Origin of the sequence: Hymenobacter siberiensis (genome assembly GCF_018967865.2) — a bacterium.
Taxonomy (GTDB): domain Bacteria; phylum Bacteroidota; class Bacteroidia; order Cytophagales; family Hymenobacteraceae; genus Hymenobacter; species Hymenobacter siberiensis.
Map to the genome: position 1 here is coordinate 3,473,385 of NZ_JAHLZY020000001.1, position 25,750 is coordinate 3,499,134.

Here is a 25,750-nt window from a genome sequence, read left to right on the forward strand (position 1 = left end):
GCGATTGTCTTTCTCATGAATAACAAGAAACTAATCGGCATTACGCTGGCAGCCGCCGTGGCTCTTTCCACGATGAGCTGCAATCGGGACAAGTTCCTGGATATTAATACTACTCCTAACAGCCCAACAGCTGTGACAATGCCGGTGCTGCTTACCAGCACGATTATTAACACGGGCTTCATGGCCACCAACGACCTGGGCCGTGCCTCTGCACTGCTTGCCCAGCAGTATGCGGGCATTGGCAACCAGCCGGCTGCTTACGACGTGTACATTCTGCGTGGTTCTTTCGACAACCAGTGGAACTTTGAGCTTTACGGCGGCACCCTCATCAATTCGCAGACGCTGATTGATTTGGCCGCTACCAAGGGCAACCCTGCCTACAGCGGCATTGCCAAGCTGATGAAGGCCTATAACTTCTCGGTAGTTACCGACCTCTACGGAGACATCCCTTATTCGCAAGCCCTGCAAGGCAATGCCAACCTGCACCCGCGTTACGACAAGCAGGAGGATATTTACAAAGGCAACAGCGGCCTAGGAATCACAGGTCTGATTGACCTGGTGAAAGACGGTCTGGCTGACCTGGATAAGGCTGGCCCCGTTAAACCAGGCGTATCTGATGACCCGGTTTATGGCAAAACGGCCGATAACATCGCGCAGTGGAAGAAGATGGGCAACATGCTGCTGCTCAAATTCGCCAACACCATCAGCGTGAAAGAGCCGGCTCTGGCTACTTCCATCATCAATACGGCGTCGGCCAAAGCTTTCACGGCCAACACCGACGACTTCGAGGTGCCTTTTGGCTCCTCCGTGGGCAACCAGAGCCCGTTGTACCTGTACAACTTCGTTACCCGTCCTGACGACCAGATGATGAGCCAGACCATTCTCAACAAGATGAATGCGCTGAACGACCCCCGGTTGCCTATTTACTTTACCCCGACCCCCACTCCTACGGCCACGGTTAACACAACTGGAACCGTGACCACCATTCCCGGCCCGCTGGTGAGTGGCGTGCCTACGCCTGCGCTCCTGACTTTTACGGGCTATGTCAACGGCAACAACGTTCCCGTGCCTTCGCGCCCCCTCGGCTATCGGTCGCGCTACAACACGTACATCACCGGGGTATCCGGCGAAGCTCCGGCTCGTCTGCTGACCAACGCACAGCGTTTGTTCATTCTGGCCGAATCGGCTCTGACCCTGCCCGGTGTTACGCTACCCGCTGGCAGCACTGCTCAGTCGCTCTACCAGTCGGCCATCAGGGCTTCGATGACCAAGGCCGGCCTTACTTCCTCAGCCGTCGACGCCTACTTTTTAGCTAACCCAGGCGTAGCTACCCTCAGCACGAACACGGAAACTGCCAAAGAACAGATTATCACCCAGAAATGGATTTCGTGGGTTGGCACCGGTATCGAGGCTTACAACGATTACCGCCGCACTGGTTATCCCGCGCTGGCTCCGGCATTGAACGCATCGGGAGATGACGCTACTTTGCCCAAACGGTTCCCCTACCCTCTCTCCGAGCTAACTGCCAACGCAGGCGCGGAGAACCAGGATGCCGGCATCCGTACCAGCGTAAAAGTATGGTGGGGCAAGTAGGCCGCCCATTTCTCACAGCAAAAATTACTTTTCTCATGAAAAAGCAACTTTTAAATGTATGCGTACTTGCGGTGCTGGCTTTGGGCTCGTTCTCCTGCAAGAAAGTGTACGATGACAATAGCCTGGCCCCATTGGACCAAGCCTACGCTACGATTCCGGTTACGGTAACCAATGCCGACTTCTTCGAGCGTTTCTACGTCGTGACGGCTACGGCACCTTCCGGCGCTTTCTCCATCACGTTCTCGATACCTGCCGACAAAGGCAAAATCAAGGAAATAACCCGCGTTTCGACGGGGACCAGTGGATTGGCCCAGGTGCAAGATGGCTCAGCCGCCAAGGCTAGCCTGCTGTATAGCTGGAATGGGTTGACTGGTGCCGCTGCTGGCTCAGTAGTTACCCCTGGCAACGGGAGCAACACCATTACTTTCACATCAGACCTTAGTAAGTATACCGCTTACCGCACCCGGGTTGGCACAACACTGGCTCCTATTGCAGCCACTGCATCTACCAACCCACAGGCGCCTAATCAAATCAATTTTTACTTCTTAATCACGCTGGAAGATGGCACCACCATCATTCCGCCGCTGGTGAGAGTACGTGCGATTTAATTGCCAATAGGTCTTCAAACAAAGAACCCCGCCCAATTTGGGCGGGGTTCTTTGTTTGAAGACCTATTGGCAATTACAAAATATACTGGCTCAAATCCCGGTTTTTCACCATGTCATTCAGCCGCTCGTTCACGAGGGCGGCGGTGATGAGGATGCGGGCGTTGGCCCCAATCTTGTCGGGCACGTCGTAGAGGATGTCGTTGAGCAGGCGGCTCATGACGGTGTGCAGGCGGCGGGCGCCAATGTTCTCAACCTCGGCATTGACCTCGAAGGCGATTTCGGCAATGCGCTCCAGCGCAGCATCCTCAAAGGTTAGCTCGACCTCTTCGGCTTTGAGCAGGGCCTCGTATTGCTTGGTGAGGGCATTTTTGGGGTCTTTCAGGATGCGGAAGAAGTCGTCCTTGGTCAGGCTTTGCAGCTCGACACGGATGGGGAAGCGGCCCTGCAGTTCGGGAATGAGGTCGCTGGGCTTGGAGACGTGGAAAGCTCCGGCGGCGATGAACAGGATATGGTCGGTGTTGACGATGCCGTACTTGGTGTTCACGGCCGAGCCTTCCACGATGGGCAGCAGGTCGCGCTGCACGCCCTGGCGGCTCACGTCGGGGCCACCGCCGCCGTTTTTGCCGCCGCTGCTGGCTACTTTGTCAATCTCGTCGATGAAGATGATGCCGGCATTTTCGCATTGGCGGATGGCTTCGTCCTTCACGTCGTCCATGTCGATGAGCTTGGCGGCTTCTTCGTCGAGGAGGAGCTTGCGGGCTTCGGCCACGGTCACTTTGCGCTTGCGGGTCTTTTTGGGCATCATGTTGCCTAGCATGTCCTGCAGGCCCGAGAGTGTACCCTCGTCCATGCCGGGAGGTGCGCCCATCACGCCAATGCTGGGACCGGCCTGCGCCACCTGAATTTCGATTTTGCGGTCTTCGAGCTCGCCATTTTTAATCTTCTGACGGAACCGCTCGCGGGTACGCTCGTTGAGCTCGGCATCGGAATGGGGCACGTCATCGCCTCCCCCACCGCCAAAGCCGAGGCCGGTTTTAGCACCAGCGGGCTGCTGGATGGCCGGAATCAGGGCATCGAGAATGAGCTCCTCCACGGCGTCGGCAGCCTGGGCTTTCACGGCATCCTGGCGGCGGGCCTTCACGCGGTTGAAGGACTGCTCGGCCAGGTCGCGCACCATGCTTTCCACATCGCGGCCCACATAGCCCACTTCGGTGAACTTACTGGCTTCCACTTTCACAAAGGGCGCATCGGCGAGATTGGCCAGGCGGCGGGCAATTTCGGTTTTGCCCACGCCGGTGGCCCCAATCATGAGGATGTTGTTCGGGACAATTTCGGCCTGCATATCGGCCGGAGCGTGCAGACGGCGCCAACGGTTGCGCAGGGCAATGGCCACGTGGCGCTTGGCCTCGTGCTGGCCGATGATGTATTTATCGAGCTCGGCCACGATTTGGGCCGGGGTGAGAAAATCTTGGTTGAGCATGGGAAGTGTACGGGAACGGAGTAATGAAAGAACGAAGCTGTTTAGAAAGTCCCCGAACGGTCATGCAGCGCGCAGCGAAGCATGACCGTTCGGGGACCTTTTGTGACTTTCTAAACAACTCCAACGTCATGCGGAGCGCAGCGAAGCATCTTGCCCGCAATAAGTAATCTAATCGATGGGTTTACTTGCGGCGGACAAGATGCTTCGCTGCGCGCTGCATGACGTTCTAAACAAGCGGGACTTTATTCCTTCTTCTTAAACAGCGAATTAAAGTTGCGCGAAATGGTGAAATATTCGCTGGAACCGGCCGCCTGCAGGGTGGCATGGGTATAATCAATCTGAAACGTGCTAATCTTCAGCATCACGCCAAAGGCCAGGCCGGCGCTGCCGCTGGTATTGTCGAGGCGCAGCTCGCGGCGCTGCAAGTGGTTGTAGCCGGCCCGGAGCTGAAAGCCCTTGCCGAGTATCAGGGCGGCGCTGACGGTGAGGTGCCGAGCCAGGTTGTCGCCAAAGCTTTTGGTGGCCTTCTTCTCGTTGCCGCTGGCGTCGAGGGTGCCGCGGGCATTGGGGTCGAGGTACTGAATGTCCCACTGCTGCAGATGATGTGCCGTGAGCGAGAAGCGCAGCGGCATGTGCTCGGGCTTCACGGTGGCCCCAATCTGCACATCGAGCGGCAGCCGGCCGCGCTCGGTGCCAGGATAGGGCGAGAACTGATAGCCGGCATTTTTCACAGCCAGGCCCGCCGTGAAATCAGCCGTGGGGTGCTTGTACACTACGCCGGCATCGGCCACACCGGCCAGCGAGCGGCTGCCCGCAATGCTGGATACGGCCAGCTTAGTGGTGGCGCCAAACGTGAATTTGCCCTTGGTGTAGGAATCACTCACGCCCACGGTGTACTCGTTCACGCCGAACGTGCCGAGGCTGTTGCCGGCAGGGTCGTAGCTCTCGAAGCTGCCGTAGTTGAGGTAGGTGATGCCCATGCCGAAGCGCCCGGCTTTCTCGGTATTGAACACGTAGGCGGCGGTGCTCTGCTTGATATCGGCGAGGTAGGCCACGTAGCTCAGGGCCAGACGGCCATCCATGTCAGCATTGAGCAGCGCCGGGTTGCCATAGAGCATGGTGGGGTCGTCGTTGCGGTCTGAGACGCTCATGCCGCCCAGAGCCGCCAGGTGCGCGCTGGGCGGCAGGTCCAGAAACGGAAACACGGTGCGGCCGCCCAGCTGCTGCGCGGCCACCGAACGCACGGCCAGACTAGCCCCAACAACACAAAAACCAATAATCCGGCGGGCGGAGAGGTGCTTCATTGTTCGAAGATAATAGGTGTGTAGTAAGCTTTAGCTGGCACCGCAGGGCCGTGTAGCCGAAAGAACGCAGCCTTGGAGTTGGTAGTATTCATTCGCCCCCACGGCCCTGCGGTGCCAGCTAAGGCTTACCGCACAGCCCTACTGCACCTCCACGCTGGGGCCGGGCGCGGGCACAGGCTCGTCGCGCACGGGCAGCTTTTGCGGGTGCGGCACCAGCTCATCGAGCAGGGCCACGCGCAGCACATCGTCCACCCGGTCGGCGTAGTGAATGGTAAGGCCTTTGAGGTAGTCTTCCTGGATTTCCTCGATGTCCTTGCGGTTTTTGGGGCAGAGGATGATGTCCTTCATACCGGCACGACGGGCGGCCAGCAGCTTCTCCTTGATGCCGCCCACGGGCAGCACCTTGCCGCGCAGCGTGATTTCGCCGGTCATGGCCAGACGCGGGCGCACCCGGCGCTGGGTGAAGGCCGAGGCCATGCTGGTGAAAATGGCGATGCCCGCGCTGGGGCCATCCTTGGGCACCGCGCCTTCGGGGAAGTGAATGTGCAGGTCGTACTGCTCAAACAAGCGGTAGTCGATGCCGATTTCATCGGCCCGCGAGCGCAGGTAGGAAAGCGCCGTAATGGCCGATTCCTTCATCACATCACCGAGCTGGCCGCTCAGCGTGAGCTTGCCGCGGCCCCGGCTCAGCAGGCTTTCCACGAAGAGAATATCGCCGCCCACTGAGGTCCAGGCCAGGCCCGTTACCACGCCGGCCGTGTCGTTGTCCTGGTACTGGTCGCGGTCAAAAATGGCCGAGCCGAGGATTTTGCGCACGTCGGCCGGTTCTATCACCGCCGGCAGCAGCTCCTTACCGGCCTTGCGGCGGGCCAGGTTACGCGTTACGGCGGCCAGCTTGCGCTCCAGGCCGCGCACGCCCGATTCCCGGGTATAGTCGTCGGCCACGCGATGCAGGGCGGCATCGGTGATTTTTACTTCGGTTTCGCCCAGGCCATGGTCTTTCAATTGCTTCGGCCATAGGTGTTTGCGCGCAATCTGAACCTTTTCCTCCTGAGTGTAGCCGGTGAGGTCGATGATTTCCATGCGGTCGCGCAGGGCGGGCTGAATGGTATCGAGCGAGTTGGCCGTGGCAATGAACAGAACCTTGCTCAGGTCATATTCTACTTCCAGGTAGTTATCGGTGAAGGTGGCATTCTGCTCCGGGTCGAGCACTTCGAGCAGGGCCGAGCTGGGGTCGCCGCGAAAGTCGCTGCTCACCTTGTCAATCTCATCGAGAATGATGACCGGATTGGAGGTACCCGCCTTCTTAATCTGGGCGATGATGCGGCCGGGCATGGCCCCCACGTACGTTTTGCGGTGGCCCCGGATTTCGGCTTCGTCGCGCACGCCACCCAGGCTCATGCGGATGTACTTACGGCCCATGGCAGCCGCAATGCTGCGACCCAGGCTGGTTTTGCCCACGCCGGGCGGGCCGTAGAGGCACAGAATCGGCGCTTTTAAATCCTGCTTCAGCTTGAGCACAGCGATGTACTCCAGGATGCGCTCCTTAACTTTTTCGAGGCCGAAATGGTCGGCGTCGAGGATTTTCTTGGTTTGCTTGAGGTTGAACTTGTCCTTGGTGTACTCGCCCCAGGGCAGGTCGAGCAGGAACTCGACGTAGTTCATGTTCACCGAATAATCGGGGGCCATGGGGTTGGTGCGGGCCAGCTTCTCCATCTCCTTCTTGAAATGGAGCGCCACGGCCTCGGGCCATTTCTTGGTTTCGGCGCGGGCCCTGAGGCGGTGCACGTCTTCCTCGGTGCCGTCCTGGCCCAGCTCGTCCTGCAGGGTTTTGAGCTGCTGGCGCAGGAAATACTCGCGCTGCTGGGCATCAATTCCGGTGTGGGTTTTGGAGCGGATATCCTGCTTGATTTCGAGTAATTCAGCCTGGCTGAGCAGGGCTTCGAGCAGCAGGCGGGCCTGGGCTTCGGGGTCGGCCAGTTCCAGGAGGCGCTGCTTGGCGGGCAGGTCGAGCTGCACGTTGCTGGACAGGAAGTGCGTGAGAAAAGCCGGCGACTGAATGCCATCGAGCATGGCCCGGGCTTCCATCGGAATCTCGGGCGTGAGCTCCAGCACCTTGGTCGCGGCCTCGCGCAGGGCCTGCAACAGGCCAAACTCGCCGGGAATTTCGGGGTTCAGCGATACTTCGGGAAAATAGCTGACGCGGGCCACCAGCGGCGTGAAGCTCAGCTGCTCTTCGACCGTGAAGCGCACCTGGCCCTGCAGGATGATGGTAATGTGGCCATCGGGCTGCTCCAGCAGCTTCAGAATACGGGCCAGCGTGCCCACGGATTGCAGCTCGTCGGTGGTGGGCTCGTCGGCATCGGGATTGAGCTGAGCCACCACGCCGAGGAGCTTGTCGGCGGCGTAGGCTTTGCGCACCAGCTTCACGCTTTTTTTGCGGGATACCGTTACGGGCAACACCACGCCCGGGAAGAGGACGGTGTTGCGCACTGCCAGCAAGGGCAGCGTGGGCGGGGCATCGTCGCCGCGCAGGAGGTGGTCGGGGTCGGCGGCCATAATGGCGATGGCTTCGGGTTGAGAGTTAGCGTCGCTAAATGTGCGAATCGGGGCCGCAGCGGAAGAATAAAGGGAAGCCAGATGCATGAACGGAGATAAAGCAGAAGCAGCGGCCGCAGGTGCCAGATTGGCAGTTTGCGGCCTTTCGGTTGGGAAGATACAAGGTACGCTTTCCCGGCGCGTTTGGGCTTCAAGGGCCGTGCCAGCGGGCTAAAACCGCCAAAGCGGCGCACCTGCGGCCGGAGCAGATGCCGAATATGGCTAATTCGTTAAATTGTCGGCAACTTGCGCAATATTATATGTTTAAAACTCTACCCATGTCGGCTTTATTGCGTCGAAGCTGGTTGCTGCTGAGCGCGGCCGCGTGGCTGCTGACTTCGCCCACCGCCCTGGCCCAGCGCCGGCCCACCCAACGGATTCCCGCCGCCGCCTCCCCTTCTGCCGACACCACCAGCGGCGGGGCTTCGGCCGCGCCCAAAAAGGCCGCTACCAGCCGCCCGGCCGCCGCAGTTCCCAAGCCAGCCATAATGCCCGGCGCCTACCGCGTGCGCGGCCTCAACAGCCGCGTGAGCCGCAAGCTGCACCTGCGGGCCGATGGCACGCCCGACTTCGTCAATATCAACAAATACCCGTTTTTTGAGGACAGGAAGGCGCTAAAAGCCATTGCCAAAGCGGAAAAGCGCCGCCAGTACCACCAGACCCGGCTGCTGCTCGAAGACTACGTGGCCCGGTTCGGGCCGGTTAATTTTGAGAAGAACACCAACATGCTCTGGCGGCTGGGCCAGCTGCTGGAGCGCGACAGCCAGTCGGTGAAAGCCAAGGCCTACTACCGCCTAGCCCTGAAGCACAGCCGCGCCGATACCAAGCGCGTGCAGCTTTACTACGACTCGCTGGAGCAGAAAAACACTGCCCTATACGTCCCCCTGAAAACGTACTACGACCTGGTGGAGTACCGCAAGAACCTTAACACCTTTCACCCGCCCAAGGGCGTGTATACGAGCATGGGCGACGCCATCAACAGCAAGGCGGCCGACTACGGGCCGGCACTAGCCGGCAACGACTCGCTGATAATCTTCAGCAGCAAGCGCAAGCGGCGCGGGCTGACCGGCGTGGTAGACGAGGACCTGTACACCTCGCACCGCGAGGGCGTGAGCTGGAGCGATGCCGAGCCGCTGCCCAAGCCCATCAACTCGCCTAACAACGAGGGCTCGGCCTGCCTGAGCAAGGACGGGAAGACCATTTACTTTGCCCGCTGCGAGTGCGCCACCTGCCACGGCAACTGCGACCTATACACCGCCACGCGCGGCAAAGACAGCAAGTGGAGCGCCCCCAAAAGCCTGGGACCCATGGTGAACTCGCTGGGTTGGGACTCGCAGCCCACCCTCTCGCAGGGCGAGGATACGCTGTATTTCGCCTCGGACCGGCTGGGTGGCTTTGGGCTGTCGGACATTTACTATACCCACAAGCTGCGCGACGGGCGCTGGAGCCCGGCCGAGAACGCGGGGCCGGTGGTGAACACCCGCGAGAGCGAGGTGAGCCCGTTTTACCACCCGCTCTACCACGTGCTGTACTTCAGCTCGCGGGGGCAATTGCTGAACTTTGGTGACTTCGACATTTACAAAACCTACCGCGTGGGCGGGCGCTGGCAGGAACCCAGGAACATTGGCCCACTGGTGAACGGCAAGGGGTCGGAGTATTATTTCACCATCGATAGGGAGAGTAAAAACCTGTACTACGCCCGCTCGGAGGCGCAGGAAATCAACAACCTCGACCTCTACTCCTTCCCGCTGCCGATGGAGGCACAGCCGCTGGCCACCACCAAGGTGGAGGGCACGCTGATGGACTCGGTGAGCAGCAAGCCGCTGAAGGGCATCGTGAGCATCATCGATACCGACAACGGCATTGAGGTGGCCAGCAAGTTTATCCGGCCCGATGGCACGTTTGACTTTGAGCTGATTGAGGGCTCGCACTACGCCATGCTGATTCAGAGCAACGACTTTTTCTCGGTCGAAAAGCAGTTTGCCCTGAAGGGCGACACGGTGATGACGCTGCTCACGAACAGCATCGACTACAAGCTGCCGCTGATTTTCAAGAACCTGGAGTTTGAGCAGGGCAAGGCGGCCGTGCTGCCCAGCATGCACAGCACGCTGGACCGCATCGCGCTGTTCCTGGTCGACCACCCCACGTTCCGGCTCAGCATCACGGGCCACACCGACACCAGCGGCGACCCCGACGTGAACGAGAAGCTCTCACAGGACCGCGCCGAGGCAATCCGCCGCTACATCGAGCGCAAGGGCAAGATTGCCCCCAACCGCATCGAGAGTTTCGGCTACGGCTCCAGCCACCCGCTCAAGGACGAAGTGACCGAGGAAGATGCCAAGGTGAACCGCCGCGTCGAGTTCAAGCTGGTGAGACCCGAAGCCAACGACAAGCCCGCCGACGGCGGCGGGGACTGGAAGTAGGGCACCAAGCCCTACTCCACTGCCAGCACCCGCACGGTTTTGCCATTGAACAGGGCCTCCTGCCCCGCCCGCAGCCCTTTCAGTGCCACCGCCACCGGCGCGGCGGGCGACACGCCAAAAACATCCATCCCCTCCAGCTTACCGGCGCTGATGCCGAGGTAAAACGTCCCCATACTGGTACTTACCAGCGCCCCGGGGCGCACGGTATCGCACGGCGCGTCGGGGCTGATGCGGGCCAGCTCGGCTTGCAATTGCTGGGCCTGCTGCATGTGGGCGGCATTGCGGTCGCGCTCGGCGTTGGCCATTTCGCGGCCGGTTTCATACTTGTCGCCGGCGCTGCTCTTGGTTTCGGAGGAGGAGGATTCCTGGGCGGCCTGCATGGCGGTGCGGGCGGCAGCAATGCGCTGCTCGATGAAGGCGTCGCAGAGGGCGTGGAGGGCGGGTTTGGTCATTGAATTAAATAAAGTGCGTGCCGCGCGCTTTACATCCGCGCGCCTTCGGAGTCTTCAACCAGCAATTCGATGTTGAAGCTGCGCAGGTACTTGGTACAGGGGGCACGGGCTTCACAGACATACTCCAACGGCATAGAAAATTCAGAATTATAATTGTTGGTTCATAAGAACCCAAAGCAAAATAGTTATTGGTAAAAGGATAGGTAAACTCATTAAGATTTTTGAACGCGCGTTTAATTTGGAAGCCCAGAGCAAGCTTAGGAAGCTGTTTAGAAAGTCAAAGGACTCCCAAAAAAGCGCGAAATTTGAGGTGTAACACTCCTTTTTTCGCATTTTAATGGAAGTCCTGTCCAAAGATATGATTCGCCAATGGATTCTGCCCGCGCTCACCTTCTCCGCCCATGGCCGCCCCTCGGTCGTGGAGCCGGCCGAGTTGGTGGAAGCCATTCTCTACAAACTCAAAAGCGGCTGTCAATGGCGATTATTGCCTGTTAAACAGTTTTTTACGGGCGCATCGCTGACCTGGCAGGGCGTGTACGCCCGCTTTAATGCGTGGCGCAAGGACGGGTCCTGGCAAGGGGTATGGCTCCGCTTGTTGCGCGAAAACGGGGCCCATCTGGACTGTTCCAGCGTCCAACTCGACGGCAGCCACACGCCCGCCAAGAACGGCGGGGAGGCCGTCGGCTATCAGGGCCGCAAGAAAGCCCGTACCACCACAGCCCTCTTCTTGGCCGATAACCGGGGACAACCGCTGGCCTGCGCCAGCCCGCAGGCGGGCAACCACCACGACACCCACCAGCTCAACGCCTTGTTCGGGGAAATCTGCGCCTCGCTCGAAGCGGCTAATATTCCCGTCGCCGGGCTGTTTCTGAACGCCGACAAAGCCTTTGACACCCAAGGCTTTCGTCAGGAATGCGCCCGGCGCGACATCGAGGCCAACATTCCCCGCAACCGCCGCGCCGCCGACTGGCAGACCGACGACGACACCTTTTTCGATCCCGAACTCTACCGCCGCCGCGTCGTGGTCGAACACGCCAACGCCTGGCTCGACGGCTTTAAAACCTTGCTCGTGCGCTACGAAACCAGCGTCGGCAATTGGCTGGCCTGGCACTGGCTCGCCTTCGTCGTCATCTTTTTGCGAAAAATTAATCAAAAGCCGACTTTCTAAACAGCTTCTAGGCCAAGTATTATGATTGGAAGTATGATGACACTGTACTCTACCCTACTATTTTTAGTAATTGATTTTTAGCAAGTTGCCTCGTAATCCAGTTCAGTAGCGTTTCAACCAAGCGGGCCAATGGGTCCTCGGGCAGGGTCAGCGGGCGGGCGAGTTGGCGGAGCAGATTGAGGCCGTGGCGGCTCAGGCTGGCGGCCCGGTAGCCGTGGTTTTTGCGGGCAATGGGCTGGCGGCCGCCGTGGGCGGCCGCGCCCACGCCCAGACAAAACGCGTAGGCCAGGCTGACCAGGGCCACGAGCTTGCGCAGCTTTTGGAAACAGCGCAAGTGGGTGGCTTCCAGGTTAAAGCCCCGCCCTTTCAGATTTTGAAAGCATTGCTCAATCGTCCAGCGCTTGGCATAGAGTTGCTCGAGGTGGTTCAGACCGGCCGTGGCAAACAGGAAGACAAACGCGTCCGCCGCCACGGCCTTGACCCAGACCTGCCCCCAGACTCCGTCGACCTGCACGTGGGCGAAGCGGCGCACCTGCCCCGGCACCAGGCCCAGGTCGGCCACGGCCTGCCGCCGGCCGTCGGCGTGGGTCAGGCAGTGGTGCTTGGGCAGGCGCATGACAAAATTAAGCCCATTGTCTTTGAGCCACTTGAACCACGCATGGCCGACAAATTCCCGGTCGCCCACGACCAGGCCGATGCGGTCTTTGCCCAGCAAGGCCAGGCACTTTTCGAGCACCGCGATGCGGTCGGCGGCGTTGGAGTTGCCGCTGCGGTTGTCGAGCAGGTGCCAATAAAGGGGCACGTGGACCTCGCCCGTGCCGACGGTGACGAGCAGGATGTTCACTTGGCACTGGCCGAAGTCCCACTCCGTGCGGTCGAGGCATAAGCGCAGCTTGCCCTGCGCAGGCAACAAACTCAGTAAAATCCTGGCCACCAGTACGTAATTGAGGTCTACTTCGCGGAAAAAGTCCTGAATGCGCGTTTCGTTCGAGGCGGGCTTGGCCGCGTCATTGAGGTGCTGGGCCACCTCGCCGAATTGCACGTTGCGGCTCTTTATCAGGCCAAGAATAAACTGGCCCACAAACTTTTGGCGGGACAAGTGGCCCACAAACGGGGCCTGCTGCAAAAGCGTCGTAATTTTAGCGGCGAAGTGTTGCTTCACGGGGCAGAACGGGTTTTTGGTGGTGTCGTAACCCCAAAGGTCGGGCTGCCCCGTTTTTGTACCTGAAAAATAGTAGGGTAGAGTAATGACACTGTAAAACGGATTTATTCCCATTAAACTTCCGACTAATATGAGAATAAATCCAATAACATGCTTCATGATGCAATGCACTAATATTCAATCTATAAGGTACTTATTCTACGAACTGGCCTAAATATTACACAAAGATTTCACGAAACTATATTTAGTACTTCTTTCCTATCATTGGCCGCAGCCTTAGCCAGCTTCCCGATATTCAAGTTACGGGCCGAGGCATAGCAGACCTTGCAGTAGGTCAGAAATGCATCGTTAGGGTTTTGCCAGTGGGAAGTCGTGGCCGCAGCGGATGAGGGTGTTGTCGAAGGCGAGGCGCATTCAATTCGTTGGTTCACCGGTTGCCTTATGCTGGTCCTGCTCACGCCCTTGCTCACTCAACGCATGAAGCGTATCACGCCGCTGCTGCAAAACCAAGACTACTTCCCGCTTTTCAGTGAAAGACATTGCCTGCCAGCGTGCTCGGCTTTCCGCTTCCTCATTGTAGTGAAGCGGCACTTTCCGGGAAACGGTTTTATCGAGGCGAAGCATACTACAAGTTACGGATTTCTACCCCGCTGCGAGGAGTCCCTCCGCCACCTTCCTATCGTTCCCCAGCCGCGGCACCTTGTTCTGCCCGCCCAGCCGGCCCAGGCTTTTCATGTAGCGCTGGAAGGCACCGGCCGGCAGGGGCGTGAGCTGCAGCGGCACGAGGATGTTGCCCCGGCGCAGGTCGTCGTAGTAGGTGTTGCGGCAGCGCAAGGCCGTGTCCAGGGCAGCGGCAAAAACTACCGCATCACGCGGGGGGCAAGCAAATTCCACCAGCCACTCGTGGCGCGAGGGCATAGCGGGGTCGTCGCTCACGAGCGGGGCCACGGTGAATTCGGTGACTTCGACCTCGGGGGTTTGGGCCATGACTTCGCGCAGGGCCTGCTCCACCTCCTCCCCTATCACGTGCTCGCCGAAGGCCGAGAGGAAGTGCTTGATGCGGCCCGTGACCACCACGCGGTGCGGGCGCAGGCTCACGAAGCGCACCGTGTCGCCGATAGAATAGCCCCACAGGCCGGCGTTGGAGGTGAGCACCACGGCGTAATTGCGGTCCAGTTCCACGTCGGCGATGGTAAGGCGGGGCGCATCGGGCTCGAAGAACCGCTCGGCGGGCACAAATTCATAGAAGATGCCGCTGTTCAGCAGCAGCAGCAGGCCGGGGTTGCCGGGCTCGTCCTGGAAGGCTAAGAAGCCTTCGGATGCCGGAAACAGCTCGATGCTGTCCACCGGCCGGCCGATGCTTTCGAAGAGCTTGGCCCGGTAGGGCTCGAAGTTGACGCCGCCGTACACGAAGAGGTTGAAATCGGGAAAAATGTCCTTGATGGGCCGACCGGTGCGGGCGGTGAGGCGGTCGAAGTACATCTGTACCCAGGGCGGAATGCCGGAAATCAGGGTCATTTTCTCGCCCAGCGTTTCGTCCACGATGCGCTCCAGCTTGGTTTCCCAGTCCTCGATGATGTTCGTTTCGTAGCTGGGCAGCTGGTTGCGGCGCAGGTAGGCGGGCACATGGTGGTTGGCAATGCCCGAAAGCCGGCCCGTGCGGATGCCGTGATGCATTTCCAGCGCTGGCGAGCCCGACAGGAATATTAGCTTGCCATCGAGAAACCGGCTGCGGCCGGTGCGGTAGATGTAGTAGAGCAGGGCATCGCGCGCGCCGTCAATGTGGTTCGGGATGCTGTCTTTCGTAATCGGGATGTACTTGGTGCCGCTGGTGGTGCCGCTGGTTTTGGCCAGGTACAGCGGATGGCCGGGCCAGAGCACGTCGGCCTCGCCGGCCTGGGTGCGGTCGAACCAGGGCTTTAGGGCTTCATAGTCGCGCACGGGCACCTGACGGGCCAGGTCGGCGGGCGTGCGGATGCCGCCCAGGTCGTGAGCACGGCCGAAGGCAGTACCAGCCGCCGTGGCCGTCAGCTTCGCCAACAGCTCGCGCTGGGTAGTTTCGGGGCGGTGCTGCCAGCGTTGGTAGCGCCGGGCAATGTAGCGGGCCAGGGGCTGGCTCAGGATGGCTTTCAATCCCATAAATGCTAAGTAAAAGGCCGTTGGAAGGGCTGCGAAGGTACGTTGGGCCAGATGCGCGGTTTTCCGGAAGACAACCTCGCTACCTTGCGGCCGTTAGCAATTGACGGCCGCGCTGTTTTTTCGGACGGCAAGCTAAAGCTTACCTCACTCATTTACTCACTTACTCATTTACCACATCATGGCAGACCATGCAGGCAAAGCCGTCTGGAACGGCGACATCAAAGGCAGCGGCACTCTCACTACCGACAGCGGCGCGCTGAATGCGCCCTACTCCGTTGGCAGCCGCTTCGAAGGCAAACAGGGCACCAACCCCGAAGAGCTCATCGGCGCGGCCCACGCCGGCTGCTACACCATGTACCTGACCAGCGTGCTCACCAAGCACGGCCACACGGTGCAGAACATCACCACCACCAGCACCGTGACGATGAACCCCAACAACGGCCATCCCGTCATCGAGCACATCCACGTGAGCACCGAAGGCCACGTCACGGGCGGCAACATCACGGCCGACGATTTCCAGAAGCACGCCGAAGATGCCAAGGAAAACTGCCCGGTATCGAAAGCCCTGAGCGCCGTGCCGAAAATGACGCTGGAAGCGAAGTTTTCGGGCTAGGTTTCGCCAGCTGAACGACGAAGAAAAGCACGTCATGCTGAGCGGAGCCGAAGCATCTCGCTCGGGGCAGTAATCCAATCGCAAGAAAAGATTTACCACCCCACGCGAGATGCTTCGGCTCCGCTCAGCATGACGTTCTTATTTTTGCAGGCTACACGTTCTTTTCAGCCCTGATAAACAACAACTCGCTCCTGACCCTTAAATTTGTCCTTATGCCCACTGGTACCACCCGCATTCGCCTCCGCCCCGCCAATACTTCCCGCGTCCCGTTCTGGGGCCAGCTCGCCATTGGCCTGTTCTGGCTGGCCTACGTGCTGTTTGGCATATTGAGCGATACCGGCGCGCAGGATTACCACTTTCTGCATTGGGTGTTCCTGGTTTTCACGTTCGTGTACCTCGGCTACGTGCTGGTAAACAATGCCCCCATCTTCGGCACCCAGAGCTACCTCGAGTTCACGCCCGGCTACATTGTGCACAAAAACGGCCTGTTCCGACCCAAGCAGGTTTTCGCCGCCGAAAATATCGCCGCCCTGGAGCTGAAGCCCATGGTGCTGCGCGTGCGCCAGAAAGACGGCGAAATCTACGCCCTCAACCTGCGCGAAGTGAAAGGCAAAATGCGCAAGATGAGCTTCCGCGAGCAGGTACGGGCATTTGCCGCCAAGTATAACCTGCCATTGCAGGAAGTAAGCCCGACGGCGGCAGCCTAGACTCTATTCCTCAGAAACTGAAAGGGGCTCCAGACGCTGCGCGTGTCTGGAGCCCCTTTTTTGCGCTATCAAAGCCGCGAGTCTTACTTCTTGGCGAATTTCTTGCGCAGCTCGTCCACCTGGTCGCGGAATTTCTTGTCCGAATCCACCAAATCCGACACGGTTTGCACCGAGTGCATCACGGTGGTATGGTCGCGGCCGCCGAAGTGAAAACCAATGGTTTTCAGCGTGTGTGAGGTGTGGTGTTTGGCAAAATACATGGCCACCTGCCGGGCCGTCACCACTTCCTTCTTGCGGGTTTTGTCCTTCAGCAAATCGACCGAGATGCCGAAATACGCGGCCACGGTCTTTTGAATGAAGTCGAGGTTCACCTCGGCCTCCACTTCCTCGATGATGTGGCGCAGGGCCTGCTTCACCATTTCCAGGTCGATGTCGCGGCGCGATAAGCTGCTCTGGGCCACCAGCGAGGCAATGACGCCTTCCAGCTCGCGCACGTTGGTGTGCACCGAATTGGCCAGATAATCAACCACATGGTCCGGCGGAATATCAATTCCATCCTGCTCCATCTTGTTGCGGATAATAGCTACTCGCGTCTCAAAGTCAGGGCTCTGCACATCGGCCGTCAGGCCCCACTTAAAGCGGTTCAGCAGGCGGTCTTCCAGGCCCAGCAGGTCCTTGGGGGGCCGGTCGGAGGTCATCACAATCTGCTTGCCAGACTGGTGCAAGTGGTTGAAGATGTGGAAGAACATCTCCTGGGTCTTGCCCTTGTTGGCCAGAAACTGCACGTCATCCAGAATCAGGGCATCGACCTGCAGATAGAAGTTCGCGAAGTCCTGCACCTGCGCGCGCTGCACGCTGTCGATGAACTGGTTGGTAAACTTCTCGGCCGATACGTAGAGCACGAACCGCTCGGGCGCCGTAGCCTTGATGTGGTTGCCGATGGCCTGCACGAGATGGGTTTTGCCCAGGCCCACGCCGCCGTACACCATCAGCGGGTTGAAGCTGGTGGTGCCGGGCTTGTTGGCAACAGCGAGGCCGGCCGAGCGGGCCAGCCGGTTACAGTCGCCCTCGATGTAGTTGTCGAAGGTGTACGAGCCGTTGAGCTGCGACGGTACCAGGTTACCATCCACGGGTTTAGCCTGGTCGAAGGGATTGCGGGGCGGGGACATGGTGTCGGCCCCGCCGCCGTTGGCGAAGTTGTTGCCGCGCGGCGTAGTACGCACCGCACCCGAGTTCACGTAGCGGGCCGAGGCGGCGCGGGCGCTGCCGGCCAGCGGGTTGCCCACGGCAGTTGTGCCCGGCATGGGCTGGGGCGCGTCGCGCGGGTCGGGGGCGGCCTGCTTGCGGGTGGGCGGCAGGTGCAGGGCGCGGGGCGGCGTCTGCTCGTTGCCCTGGTCTACCACCACGCTGTATTCGAGGCGGCCTTCGGAGCCCAGCTGCTGGTAGAGGGCGCGGCGCAGCTCATCCACGTAATGCTCTTCCAGCCAGTCGTAGAAATAGGCGCTCGGCACCTGAATGGTGAGCACGTTGCCCTTCAGCTCGACCGGCACAATGGGCTGGAACCAGGTCCTAAAGCTCTGCTCCCCGATTTCCGCCGAGATGCTGCGTAAGCAGCCAGCCCAAACCGTGCGAAAATCCTTGAGCATTTGAACGATTGAAAGGAAACCGGCGAAAAACCGGGAGCAAAAAAGGAGCCGAAATCAGCCGCCCGAACCGGGCGTTATTTTTTAGAGGGGAACAAAATTGTGGAAAACTTCGCACTTAAAAAAGCCGAAATGACCTTGTGTATGTCGTGCTTTTAGCAGGCGGCCCGAACCGGCACCACGGCGGCACTTGCCAGCCCGGCGCGCTTATTTTTTATTGAGAATTCATAATCCAGCCGGCCCAGATTGATGCCCGACCAGCCCACCTGGTTGATGAGGGTGGCGTGGCCGTCGGGACTGGCGATGGGCTCGGGCGCGGCCATAAACGTGTGGGTGTGCCCGCCCAGTATGAGGTCGATTCCGGAAACCTGGGCGGCCAGCTTGCGGTCGTCGAGCTTATCGTTTTCGTACTTGTAGCCCAGGTGCGAGAGGCAGATAACGAGGTCGCAGCGCTCGGGGCCGCGTAGCTGGGCGGCCATTTCCCTGGCCTTGGCCACGGGGTCGAGGTAGATGGTCTGACCGAAGTTTTTATCGGCTACCAGCCCGCTCAGCTCGATGCCGATGCCAAACACGCCGATGCGGATGCCCTGTTTCTCGAACACCTTGTAGGGAGCAAAGCGGCCGGCCAGCGGCGTTTTCGAAAAGTCGTAGTTGGCGATGAGGAAGGGGAAGGTGGCGTTGGGCAGCTGGCGCTGCAGGCCCTCAATGCCGTTGTCGAAGTCGTGGTTGCCGAGGGTGCTGGCGTCGTATCCCATCTGGCTCATCAGCTTGTACTCCAGCTCGCCGCCGAAGAAGTTGAAGTACGGCGTGCCCTGGAAGATATCGCCCGAGTCGAGCAGCAGCACGTTGGGCTCCTGGGCCCGCACCTCCTTGATAAGCGCGGCGCGCCGGGCCATGCCACCCAGCCCGGCCCACTGCCCGCCATTGTCGGGAAAGGGCTCGATGCGCGAGTGCATGTCGTTGGTATGCAGAATGGTGAGCTTGAGCGGAGCCTTGGCGTTAGTGGCTGCGGCAGCCGAGTTGGCCAGGCCGCCCAGCACGGTGAGGCCGGCGGTGCCGAGGAAGGAATTGCGGAGAAAATCGCGACGTTGCATAATCTTGATGACGCAAAAAGTCAATTACAACAAACTATTTATGGTAGGAAAGAGCCAAAATGGCTCGGTCTCCTTTTTCAATCCTCCGCCAGTTTACAAAGGCGGAGCAATCCAGCAACTCCTGAAACAAATGCGCTTCCCTAGCAGCAAAATCAGCAGCATGCTCTAAATGCAATACGACTGTATCACCTATCTCGCAGGTCACTTTAGATAGGCTGACTTCCGCTTCGTCATCAAGCCCGCTCATGCAGTCTATCCAAGCATCTATATTATTGCCGTAACCTTCGAAAAATCCGAAAGCAGCAGCAAAAACCTTATGGAAGCTAGCAGAGTCAATAATTTGGCGGGTATCGATAACAATAGTCATTCTTAATTGGCTTTCACGCGGCCTTCGACCCGGGCCGTGACCGGCTTGCCGGCTTTGGTGAGAGCACGGACGTGGTCGGCGATGGCGGTGCGGAGCAGCACGTTGGTGTGGCGCGGCGTGAGGATTTTAAAGAACGAGAGATTGTCGCCGCCAGTGGCCAGGTAGTCGGAGATGGCAATGGGATAGGTGCGCGAATCGTTCACATCGAAGGGCTGGTCGCCGATGCGGATATCCTTGGGCATGCCATCGAAGGTGACCGAGTAGGTAGCGCCGGATATGGCCATTTTGATGTGGGCGGCGTAGTCAAACAGCTGCTGCACCACCGGCCCGGGAGCGTCGAGGACCACCAGCTCATTCTCAAACGGCATCAACTCAAACACCGAACCCAGCGTGACGGGGCCAGCCGCGAAGCCGGCGCGCAGGCCGCCGTTGGTCATCACGCCTAGCGCGATGGGCTGTTTAAGCTCGGCACTGGCACGCTCGCGCTGCAGGTCGGCCACGAAGTTGGACAACGGGTTTTCGCCGGCTGCTTTTGTGAGCGCGACCGGGGCGGTACCGAGCACCTCGGTCATTTGGGCGGTCACCTTGTCATGGTAGGGCGCAATGAGGGCGGCAATGGCGGGGTCCTCGGCCTGGGTTTTGCCCACCACCTGGCTCGTGGCGGGCACGAAGTGGGCCGTGGGTGCATAGGCAGCACGCTGGCAGGCGGGGGCCAGGGCAACGGCTATAAGTAACGGGATGAAAAAGCGGAAGAAACGCATGATGCTATTCGGAATAAAAAAGGCCGTTAACTCGGCTAACGTGACTTTATCAGGTCGTAGCTCAGCAACAGGTAAGCCCGGTTGATGATGGTGGTAATGGCAACGGCTTCGCTGAAGCCATTGGTTCGCTCGGCACGAAATTCGGCGGTTAAGTGACGCTTGTTTGGCAATAGCGCCGAGGCGCCCAGCCCCGCCAAAACACTCTCCTCGCTACCCCGGGGGCTTTCGAGTATTGGTCGCCAGGGCGAATAGGTTGAGGTAGGCTGTGCCCGGTAGCGGTATTCATTGGAACTATTGAGTGCAAAGGCAACACTGACACCGGCCTCTATAAATGGCTGAAAGCGACCATTGAGCGGCATGTAACGAAACAGTACAGGCACCCGCAGCTGGTCGAACTTTATCCGGACTTCCTGATAAGCCGCATAGGCATAAGCGGAGGGTGCAAAAAACTCATTGCTATACTGCTGAGTCTGGTACAAGAGCTCTATTCGAACGCCGAATCGATTGGCCCACACCGGCAGGTACTGTTGCAATGCCAAACCAACCACCGGCCGTATTCCCCCACTGATGGGGGTATTTTTCATCGGAATTTCTCCGTCGAAACGCAGGCTGCTGGCCTGCGCCCCGGCCACAGCCTCCAGCAAAAAATAGCTCCGCTGCTTAGCGTTTGCCACTGCTGACACTATCTGGCTGCCACCTACACACGCATTGTACTGCTGAAAAATTCGAATGAGACTACTGGAGGCGAACGGCAACTCGCTCACTTTGCTATGCACCGCCGGACAAGCCTGGAATGCTTCGGCAAGAGCAATCCGAAACAAGGGGTTTTTGCGCGTGTACTTGCTACCGTTTATCGTCACAGTTTCAGATAGCTGCACCAGCGGCTGCACGGGACTATTGCCGGAGCGAAAGTAGTAGTGGTTGCCGCTGTTGATATCGCTCAGATAATATAAGCTGGCCGGACCTTGCACCAATACTTCTAAAAACAGTCTTTCGGAAGTGGTATCGGCTGCCGGGTTCTGAGCCGGCACTCGCCGGGATTGGTAAAAACGGTCGTGCGGAAAACCATACCCCTGTAGTTGGTTGGGCAGAAGCTTCTCAATGGCCGCCGCATTATCAGCCCGAAACCGACACTCGTGGGCGCTGCGGTTGCCGCTCCCGTAGTCCACGCTGCCGCGTAGTGTATCGCCCTTCAGCGCAACGATATAACCGGGGCGAAAATTGGCCTGCGCATGCACGGCAAAAGGCAGTGCCAGTACCGCGAGCAAGGCGACAAACGATTGGTAAAGAATTTTCAGCACAAACTGTGGAATCAGAATAGCCTGCAAATGTAGGGGCTCACAAGCAGGAGTAATGATAATCACCGCCCTTATTCTGCGCTTGAGGCGGTATCTTTCGCTCCTCATTCGGCTGAATAGCCAATTTCTAGCAGTAGAAAGATATGTCCGACATCCTCACGGCCGCGCCCGTTTCCTTTGCCGAATTCCCAGCCGTGACTACTGCCGAGTGGCAGGCCCGCCTGGTCCGTGAGCTCAAAGGCCGGGACCCGGCCACGCTGCGCTGGCCCCTGCCCGACGGCTTTGCCCTGGAGCCGTTCTACCACCGCGAAGCCCTCGCCGCGCTGGGTGGCCCACCCGCGCCCCTGCCCCGCCCCTTGCAACCCTGGCTGAACGTACCGGAACTGACAGTGCCCATCGGCACCGACGGGCGTACCCAGATTGACCAGGCCGCCGCTGCCCTTACTAACGGGGCCGACGGCATCCATTTCATTATCCACGACATTCCGGCGCTGGCCGTGCACTACCTGGCCGAGCAGCTGCCGCTGGCCCGCACCTTCGTGGGCTACACCGTGGTGGCCGCCCCCGACGAGCTCCTGACCCAGCTGGTGGAAGCCGCGCCCGGCACAGCCCTGCGCGGCTTCATGCGCTTTACCCCCGGCCCCGTGCCCGAGGGGGCCGAGGGGGCCGACTACCGCGCCGCCCTGCGCCGCTGCGTGCGCCTGACCACGGGCATGCCCGATTTCCGCGCGGTAGCTGTGAATGGGGCCTTTTTCGGCAATCGCGGGGCTACTGCCACCCAACAGATTGCCTTCAGCCTGAACACCGCCGCCGCCCTGCTGGCCGAGCTGCCCGATGCCGAAACCACGGCCGCCGAAGTGGCCGCCGCCCTGCACCTGCACATCGCCGTGATGCCCGGCTACTTCCTCGAAATTGCCAAGCTGCGCGCCTTGCGCCGGCTGTGGGCCACGCTGCTGCACGGTTTTGGCCTGCCCGCCGGGCTGCATGCCCACCTGCGCATCCACGCCACCACGGCCACCTGGACGCAGACGACCCTCGATGCCCACACCAACCTGCTGCGCCACACCACCGAGGCCATGAGCGCCGTATTGGGCGGGGCCGATTCGCTGAGCGTGGCTCCGTTCGACTGCCTGTTTGCCGATGCCAACGAGTTTTCGAGCCGGTTGGCGCGCAACCTCTCGGTGCTACTGCGCGAAGAAGCCGGCCTGGGCCGGGTACAGGACCCCGCCGCTGGCTCCTACTACCTCGAAACCCTCACCGACCAGCTGGCCCAGGAGGCCTGGGCGCTGTTTCAACGCATGGAGGCGGCGGGCGGGCTGCCGGCGGTGCGGGCCCAGGTGCTAGAAGAAATCAAGGCCGTGACCACCGAAACCTTCCGCCGCATTGCCAGCGGCCAGCAGGTGATTGTGGGCACCAACCGCTTCCAGAACAAGGGCGAGCAGTTCAGCTTCCACCCCAAGAAGCTGCTGCGCTCCGCTGATTTTGATGTGACGCGGGCCGCCTACCCCACCGAGGTACTGCGCCTGGCCACGGCCCTCCACTTTGAGCGCCGCAACCGCAAGAGCAAGCGCGCCGCCGTGGTGCTGCTGGGCGGCGATACCAACCAGGTTATTCTGGAGTCGTTTCTGCAAACGCTGCAGAAGCACGAGCGGCCCGAGCTGGCCGCCAGCCACCCGGCCGGCACGCTGTCGCTGCTCTACTCCTCGGCCGAGGAAGCAACGCTGATGTACGCCACGCCCGAGCAGTTCCAGAAGTTTGCCCGCTTCATCTATCAGATTCCGACTGAGAAGCAGCAGTTCATCCCGCCGGCCCTGCTCAGCTCCGACCTGGCCACCATGCACGACGCGGTGCGGGTGTTCGGCTTCCAGGAAATGAAGGTGCAGGGCTATACGACCGAGGAAGTACTGGCCCGATTGCAAGGGCGGTAGTTTATCAATTATAAATTTTGAATTATAAATTATAAATGAGTGGCTTGGCGGGCGGTTAATCATACTGTTCGTAGTGACTTTACTCATTTATAATTTATAATTTATAATTCAGAATTCCCCATAATGAAGCCCGACTTCTCTTCGATTCCCTACAACGCCGCCCCTGCGCCCGCCGCCGCCGCTGCGCCCGAAACGGCCGCCACGCTCACGCCCGAAGGCATTACCATCAAGCCCGTATACGGCCCGGAGGATGTAGCCCACCTCGACCACTTGGGTTTTGGGGCGGGGGAGGCCCCTTTCCTGCGCGGCCCCTACGCCAGCATGTACACCCAGAATCCGTGGACCATCCGGCAGTACGCGGGCTTCTCCACGGCCGAGGAATCGAACGCCTTTTACCGCCGCAACCTGGCCGGCGGGCAGAAAGGGCTGAGCGTGGCCTTCGACCTAGCCACCCACCGGGGCTACGATTCTGACCACCCCCGCGTGCAGGGCGACGTGGGCAAAGCCGGGGTGGCCATCGATTCGGTGGAGGATATGAAAATTCTCTTCGACCAGATTCCGCTCGACCAGATGTCGGTGTCGATGACCATGAACGGGGCCGTGCTGCCCGTGCTGGCCTTCTACATTGTGGCGGCCGAGGAGCAGGGCGTGAGTCCGGAGAAGCTGGCCGGCACCATTCAGAACGATATTCTGAAGGAGTTTATGGTGCGCAACACCTACATCTACCCGCCCGCGCCGAGCATGCGCATCATCGCCGATATCTTCAGCTACACGGCGGCCCGGATGCCCAAGTTTAACAGCATTTCCATTTCGGGCTACCACATGCAGGAGGCCGGGGCTACCGCCGACCTGGAGCTGGCCTATACCCTGGCCGACGGTCTGGAATACGTGCGCGCCGGCCTCGCGGCGGGCATGGAGATTGACGAATTCGCTCCGCGCCTGAGCTTCTTCTGGGCCATCGGGATGAACCACTTCATGGAGATTGCCAAGCTGCGTGCCGGCCGCATGCTCTGGGCCAAGCTCATCAAACCCTTTAATCCCATCAACCCCAAAAGCTTGGCCCTGCGCACCCACTGCCAGACGTCGGGCTACTCCCTCACCGAGCAGGACCCGTACAACAACGTGGCCCGCACCGCCATTGAGGCCCTCGCGGCCGTGCTCGGCGGCACCCAGAGCCTGCACACCAACGCCCTCGACGAGGCCATTGCCCTGCCCACCGATTTCTCGGCCCGCATTGCCCGCAACACGCAGCTCTACCTCCAACTCGAAACCGACGTAACCAAGGTGGTAGACCCCTGGGGCGGCAGCTATTACGTTGAAGCCTTGACCCACGAGCTGGCTGACAAGGCCTGGGCCCTCATTCAGGAAGTAGAAGAGTTGGGCGGCATGGCCAAAGCCATCGAAACCGGCCTGCCCAAGCTGCGCATCGAGGAAGCGGCGGCCCGCAAGCAGGCCCGCATTGACTCGGGCAAGGAAACTATCGTGGGCGTGAACAAGTACCAGACCACCGAGAAAACCGAGGTCGAAGTACTTGACATCGACAACGATGCGGTGCGCGAAAGCCAGATTGCCCGCCTGAAACAAGTGCGCGCTGACCGCGACCCCGTGGCCGTAAAAGTAGCCCTAGCCGCTATTACGGAGGCGGCCGGAGTTCGCCTTGATGAGTTAGGAGTGAAGAGTGAAGAGTTAAGAGTTGAAGCGGGAGCCTCTGCCGAATCAACTCTTAACTCTTCACTCTTCACTTCTAACTTGTTGGCTTTAGCCATCACCGCCGCTCGCGCCCGCGCCACCCTCGGCGAAATCTCCGATGCCCTCGAAGCGCAGTTTGGCCGCCACCAGGCCACCACGCGCACCGTGGCCGGCGTGTACTCGCAGGAGATGAGCCACAACGTGGCCTTCGAGCAGGCCCGCGCCGCCGCCGAAGCATTTGCTACCCACGAAGGCCGCCGCCCCCGCATGCTGGTAGCCAAAATGGGCCAGGACGGCCACGACCGGGGCGCAAAAATCATCGCCACCAGCTTCGCCGACGTGGGCTTCGATGTCGACATTGCCCCCCTCTTCCAAACCCCCGCCGAAGTAGCCCGCCAGGCCGCCGACAACGACGTGCACGTGGTGGGCGTGAGCAGCCTCGCGGCCGGCCACAAAACCCTGCTCCCGCAGCTTCTGACGGAACTCAAGGAGCTCGGCCGCGAAGACATTCTGGTGATAGCCGGCGGCGTAATTCCCGCCCAGGACTACCAGTTCCTGTTCGATGCCGGCGTGGCCGGCGTGTACGGGCCGGGCACGGTCATCGCCACGGCGGCGCTGGAGATTCTGGGGAAGCTGGGGGAGTAGTTACCCCAGCGTGGTTGGCTAGCGTCAATCCAGTTTAGTTGAAAGGCCCGCTGGATTAAGCGGGCCTTTTTTGTGTAC

General features: G+C 60.0%; 20 protein-coding genes. 8 read left to right on the top strand and 12 right to left on the bottom strand.

The window, feature by feature from the left end:
• Positions 1 to 15: 15 nt before the first annotated feature.
• Together KQ659_RS15355 and KQ659_RS15360 are read left to right on the top strand one after the other, a co-directional pair.
• Entirely contained in the window at positions 16 to 1,593 is a 1,578-nt protein-coding gene (locus KQ659_RS15355) for a SusD/RagB family nutrient-binding outer membrane lipoprotein (protein WP_216688275.1), read from the top strand.
• A gap of 35 nt (positions 1,594 to 1,628) precedes the next feature.
• Positions 1,629 to 2,201: a hypothetical protein gene (locus KQ659_RS15360; protein ID WP_216688274.1), complete on the top strand. Its 573-nt coding sequence runs from the start codon at positions 1,629 to 1,631 to the stop codon at positions 2,199 to 2,201.
• 73 nt (positions 2,202 to 2,274) lie between these two features.
• Here KQ659_RS15360 and hslU read toward each other — a convergent pair whose 3' ends face one another.
• From hslU to lon, 3 genes are all read right to left on the bottom strand, one after another.
• On the bottom strand, positions 2,275 to 3,681 hold the full coding sequence (hslU, locus tag KQ659_RS15365; protein WP_216680251.1) for an ATP-dependent protease ATPase subunit HslU: 1,407 nt from the start codon (positions 3,679 to 3,681) through the stop codon (positions 2,275 to 2,277).
• Positions 3,682 to 3,923: 242 nt separating this feature from the next.
• Positions 3,924 to 4,985 carry a type IX secretion system protein PorQ gene (porQ, locus tag KQ659_RS15370; protein WP_216688273.1) on the bottom strand — a complete coding sequence of 354 codons (1,062 nt, stop codon included), beginning with the start codon at positions 4,983 to 4,985 and terminating at the stop codon, positions 3,924 to 3,926.
• A gap of 138 nt (positions 4,986 to 5,123) precedes the next feature.
• A complete protein-coding gene (gene lon, locus KQ659_RS15375; RefSeq protein WP_216690639.1) occupies positions 5,124 to 7,544 on the bottom strand; it encodes an endopeptidase La in 2,421 nt (806 codons plus the stop codon).
• A gap of 317 nt (positions 7,545 to 7,861) precedes the next feature.
• On the opposite strand from lon, the gene KQ659_RS15380 reads away from it, so the two are divergent.
• Positions 7,862 to 10,006: an OmpA family protein gene (locus KQ659_RS15380; protein ID WP_226915771.1), complete on the top strand. Its 2,145-nt coding sequence runs from the start codon at positions 7,862 to 7,864 to the stop codon at positions 10,004 to 10,006.
• 11 nt (positions 10,007 to 10,017) lie between these two features.
• Here KQ659_RS15380 and KQ659_RS15385 read toward each other — a convergent pair whose 3' ends face one another.
• Positions 10,018 to 10,458 (bottom strand): 3-oxoacyl-ACP synthase, encoded by a 441-nt coding sequence (locus KQ659_RS15385; RefSeq protein WP_216680249.1) that lies wholly within the window; start codon positions 10,456 to 10,458, stop codon positions 10,018 to 10,020.
• 337 nt (positions 10,459 to 10,795) lie between these two features.
• On the opposite strand from KQ659_RS15385, the gene KQ659_RS15390 reads away from it, so the two are divergent.
• A complete protein-coding gene (locus KQ659_RS15390) occupies positions 10,796 to 11,626 on the top strand; it encodes an IS5 family transposase (protein ID WP_216678791.1) in 831 nt (276 codons plus the stop codon).
• 49 nt (positions 11,627 to 11,675) lie between these two features.
• Here KQ659_RS15390 and KQ659_RS15395 read toward each other — a convergent pair whose 3' ends face one another.
• From KQ659_RS15395 to KQ659_RS15405, 3 genes are all read right to left on the bottom strand, one after another.
• Positions 11,676 to 12,788 carry an IS4 family transposase gene (locus KQ659_RS15395; RefSeq protein ID WP_216688119.1) on the bottom strand — a complete coding sequence of 371 codons (1,113 nt, stop codon included), beginning with the start codon at positions 12,786 to 12,788 and terminating at the stop codon, positions 11,676 to 11,678.
• A 414-nt stretch (positions 12,789 to 13,202) separates the two neighbouring features.
• Positions 13,203 to 13,412, bottom strand: a complete 210-nt coding sequence (locus KQ659_RS15400; protein ID WP_216680248.1) for a hypothetical protein — start codon at positions 13,410 to 13,412, stop codon at positions 13,203 to 13,205.
• A gap of 18 nt (positions 13,413 to 13,430) precedes the next feature.
• A complete protein-coding gene (locus KQ659_RS15405) occupies positions 13,431 to 14,927 on the bottom strand; it encodes a GH3 family domain-containing protein (protein WP_216680247.1) in 1,497 nt (498 codons plus the stop codon).
• 178 nt (positions 14,928 to 15,105) lie between these two features.
• Here KQ659_RS15405 and KQ659_RS15410 point away from each other — a divergent pair, with 178 nt between their 5' ends.
• Together KQ659_RS15410 and KQ659_RS15415 are read left to right on the top strand one after the other, a co-directional pair.
• Positions 15,106 to 15,540: an OsmC family peroxiredoxin gene (locus tag KQ659_RS15410; RefSeq protein ID WP_216680246.1), complete on the top strand. Its 435-nt coding sequence runs from the start codon at positions 15,106 to 15,108 to the stop codon at positions 15,538 to 15,540.
• 212 nt (positions 15,541 to 15,752) lie between these two features.
• Positions 15,753 to 16,247, top strand: a complete 495-nt coding sequence (locus tag KQ659_RS15415) for a hypothetical protein (RefSeq protein ID WP_168671823.1) — start codon at positions 15,753 to 15,755, stop codon at positions 16,245 to 16,247.
• An 83-nt stretch (positions 16,248 to 16,330) separates the two neighbouring features.
• Here KQ659_RS15415 and dnaA read toward each other — a convergent pair whose 3' ends face one another.
• The 5 genes from dnaA to KQ659_RS15440 form a co-directional block, all read right to left on the bottom strand.
• Entirely contained in the window at positions 16,331 to 17,893 is a 1,563-nt protein-coding gene (gene dnaA, locus KQ659_RS15420) for a chromosomal replication initiator protein DnaA (RefSeq protein WP_216688272.1), read from the bottom strand.
• A 152-nt stretch (positions 17,894 to 18,045) separates the two neighbouring features.
• The gene (locus KQ659_RS15425; protein ID WP_216686177.1) at positions 18,046 to 18,984 is read right to left on the bottom strand and encodes a bifunctional metallophosphatase/5'-nucleotidase; all 939 of its coding nucleotides are present in this window, start codon (positions 18,982 to 18,984) and stop codon (positions 18,046 to 18,048) included.
• A 34-nt stretch (positions 18,985 to 19,018) separates the two neighbouring features.
• On the bottom strand, positions 19,019 to 19,351 hold the full coding sequence (locus KQ659_RS15430) for a barstar family protein (RefSeq protein ID WP_216688271.1): 333 nt from the start codon (positions 19,349 to 19,351) through the stop codon (positions 19,019 to 19,021).
• Positions 19,352 to 19,353: 2 nt separating this feature from the next.
• Positions 19,354 to 20,112 (bottom strand): 5'-nucleotidase C-terminal domain-containing protein, encoded by a 759-nt coding sequence (locus KQ659_RS15435; protein ID WP_216688270.1) that lies wholly within the window; start codon positions 20,110 to 20,112, stop codon positions 19,354 to 19,356.
• Positions 20,113 to 20,147: 35 nt separating this feature from the next.
• Positions 20,148 to 21,440, bottom strand: coding sequence for an outer membrane beta-barrel protein (locus tag KQ659_RS15440; protein WP_216688269.1), 1,293 nt, complete (start codon positions 21,438 to 21,440; stop codon positions 20,148 to 20,150).
• A gap of 113 nt (positions 21,441 to 21,553) precedes the next feature.
• On the opposite strand from KQ659_RS15440, the gene KQ659_RS15445 reads away from it, so the two are divergent.
• Both KQ659_RS15445 and scpA read left to right on the top strand, forming a co-directional pair.
• Positions 21,554 to 23,338: a methylmalonyl-CoA mutase family protein gene (locus KQ659_RS15445; protein WP_216688268.1), complete on the top strand. Its 1,785-nt coding sequence runs from the start codon at positions 21,554 to 21,556 to the stop codon at positions 23,336 to 23,338.
• Between the two features lie 123 nt (positions 23,339 to 23,461).
• Positions 23,462 to 25,672, top strand: coding sequence for a methylmalonyl-CoA mutase (gene scpA / locus KQ659_RS15450; RefSeq protein ID WP_216680240.1), 2,211 nt, complete (start codon positions 23,462 to 23,464; stop codon positions 25,670 to 25,672).
• Positions 25,673 to 25,750: the final 78 nt, after the last annotated feature.

Coding starts and splice junctions, on each gene's coding strand:
- KQ659_RS15355 (WP_216688275.1), top strand. CDS start 16: ATGAATAACAAGAAACTAATCGGCATTACGCTGGCAGCCGCCGTGGCT.
- KQ659_RS15360 (WP_216688274.1), top strand. CDS start 1,629: ATGAAAAAGCAACTTTTAAATGTATGCGTACTTGCGGTGCTGGCTTTG.
- hslU (WP_216680251.1), bottom strand. CDS start 3,681: ATGCTCAACCAAGATTTTCTCACCCCGGCCCAAATCGTGGCCGAGCTC.
- porQ (WP_216688273.1), bottom strand. CDS start 4,985: ATGAAGCACCTCTCCGCCCGCCGGATTATTGGTTTTTGTGTTGTTGGG.
- lon (WP_216690639.1), bottom strand. CDS start 7,544: ATGGCCGCCGACCCCGACCACCTCCTGCGCGGCGACGATGCCCCGCCC.
- KQ659_RS15380 (WP_226915771.1), top strand. CDS start 7,862: ATGTCGGCTTTATTGCGTCGAAGCTGGTTGCTGCTGAGCGCGGCCGCG.
- KQ659_RS15385 (WP_216680249.1), bottom strand. CDS start 10,458: ATGACCAAACCCGCCCTCCACGCCCTCTGCGACGCCTTCATCGAGCAG.
- KQ659_RS15390 (WP_216678791.1), top strand. CDS start 10,796: ATGGAAGTCCTGTCCAAAGATATGATTCGCCAATGGATTCTGCCCGCG.
- KQ659_RS15400 (WP_216680248.1), bottom strand. CDS start 13,412: ATGCTTCGCCTCGATAAAACCGTTTCCCGGAAAGTGCCGCTTCACTAC.
- KQ659_RS15405 (WP_216680247.1), bottom strand. CDS start 14,927: ATGGGATTGAAAGCCATCCTGAGCCAGCCCCTGGCCCGCTACATTGCC.
- KQ659_RS15410 (WP_216680246.1), top strand. CDS start 15,106: ATGGCAGACCATGCAGGCAAAGCCGTCTGGAACGGCGACATCAAAGGC.
- KQ659_RS15415 (WP_168671823.1), top strand. CDS start 15,753: ATGCCCACTGGTACCACCCGCATTCGCCTCCGCCCCGCCAATACTTCC.
- dnaA (WP_216688272.1), bottom strand. CDS start 17,893: ATGCTCAAGGATTTTCGCACGGTTTGGGCTGGCTGCTTACGCAGCATC.
- KQ659_RS15425 (WP_216686177.1), bottom strand. CDS start 18,984: ATGCAACGTCGCGATTTTCTCCGCAATTCCTTCCTCGGCACCGCCGGC.
- KQ659_RS15430 (WP_216688271.1), bottom strand. CDS start 19,351: ATGACTATTGTTATCGATACCCGCCAAATTATTGACTCTGCTAGCTTC.
- KQ659_RS15435 (WP_216688270.1), bottom strand. CDS start 20,112: ATGCGTTTCTTCCGCTTTTTCATCCCGTTACTTATAGCCGTTGCCCTG.
- KQ659_RS15445 (WP_216688268.1), top strand. CDS start 21,554: ATGTCCGACATCCTCACGGCCGCGCCCGTTTCCTTTGCCGAATTCCCA.
- scpA (WP_216680240.1), top strand. CDS start 23,462: ATGAAGCCCGACTTCTCTTCGATTCCCTACAACGCCGCCCCTGCGCCC.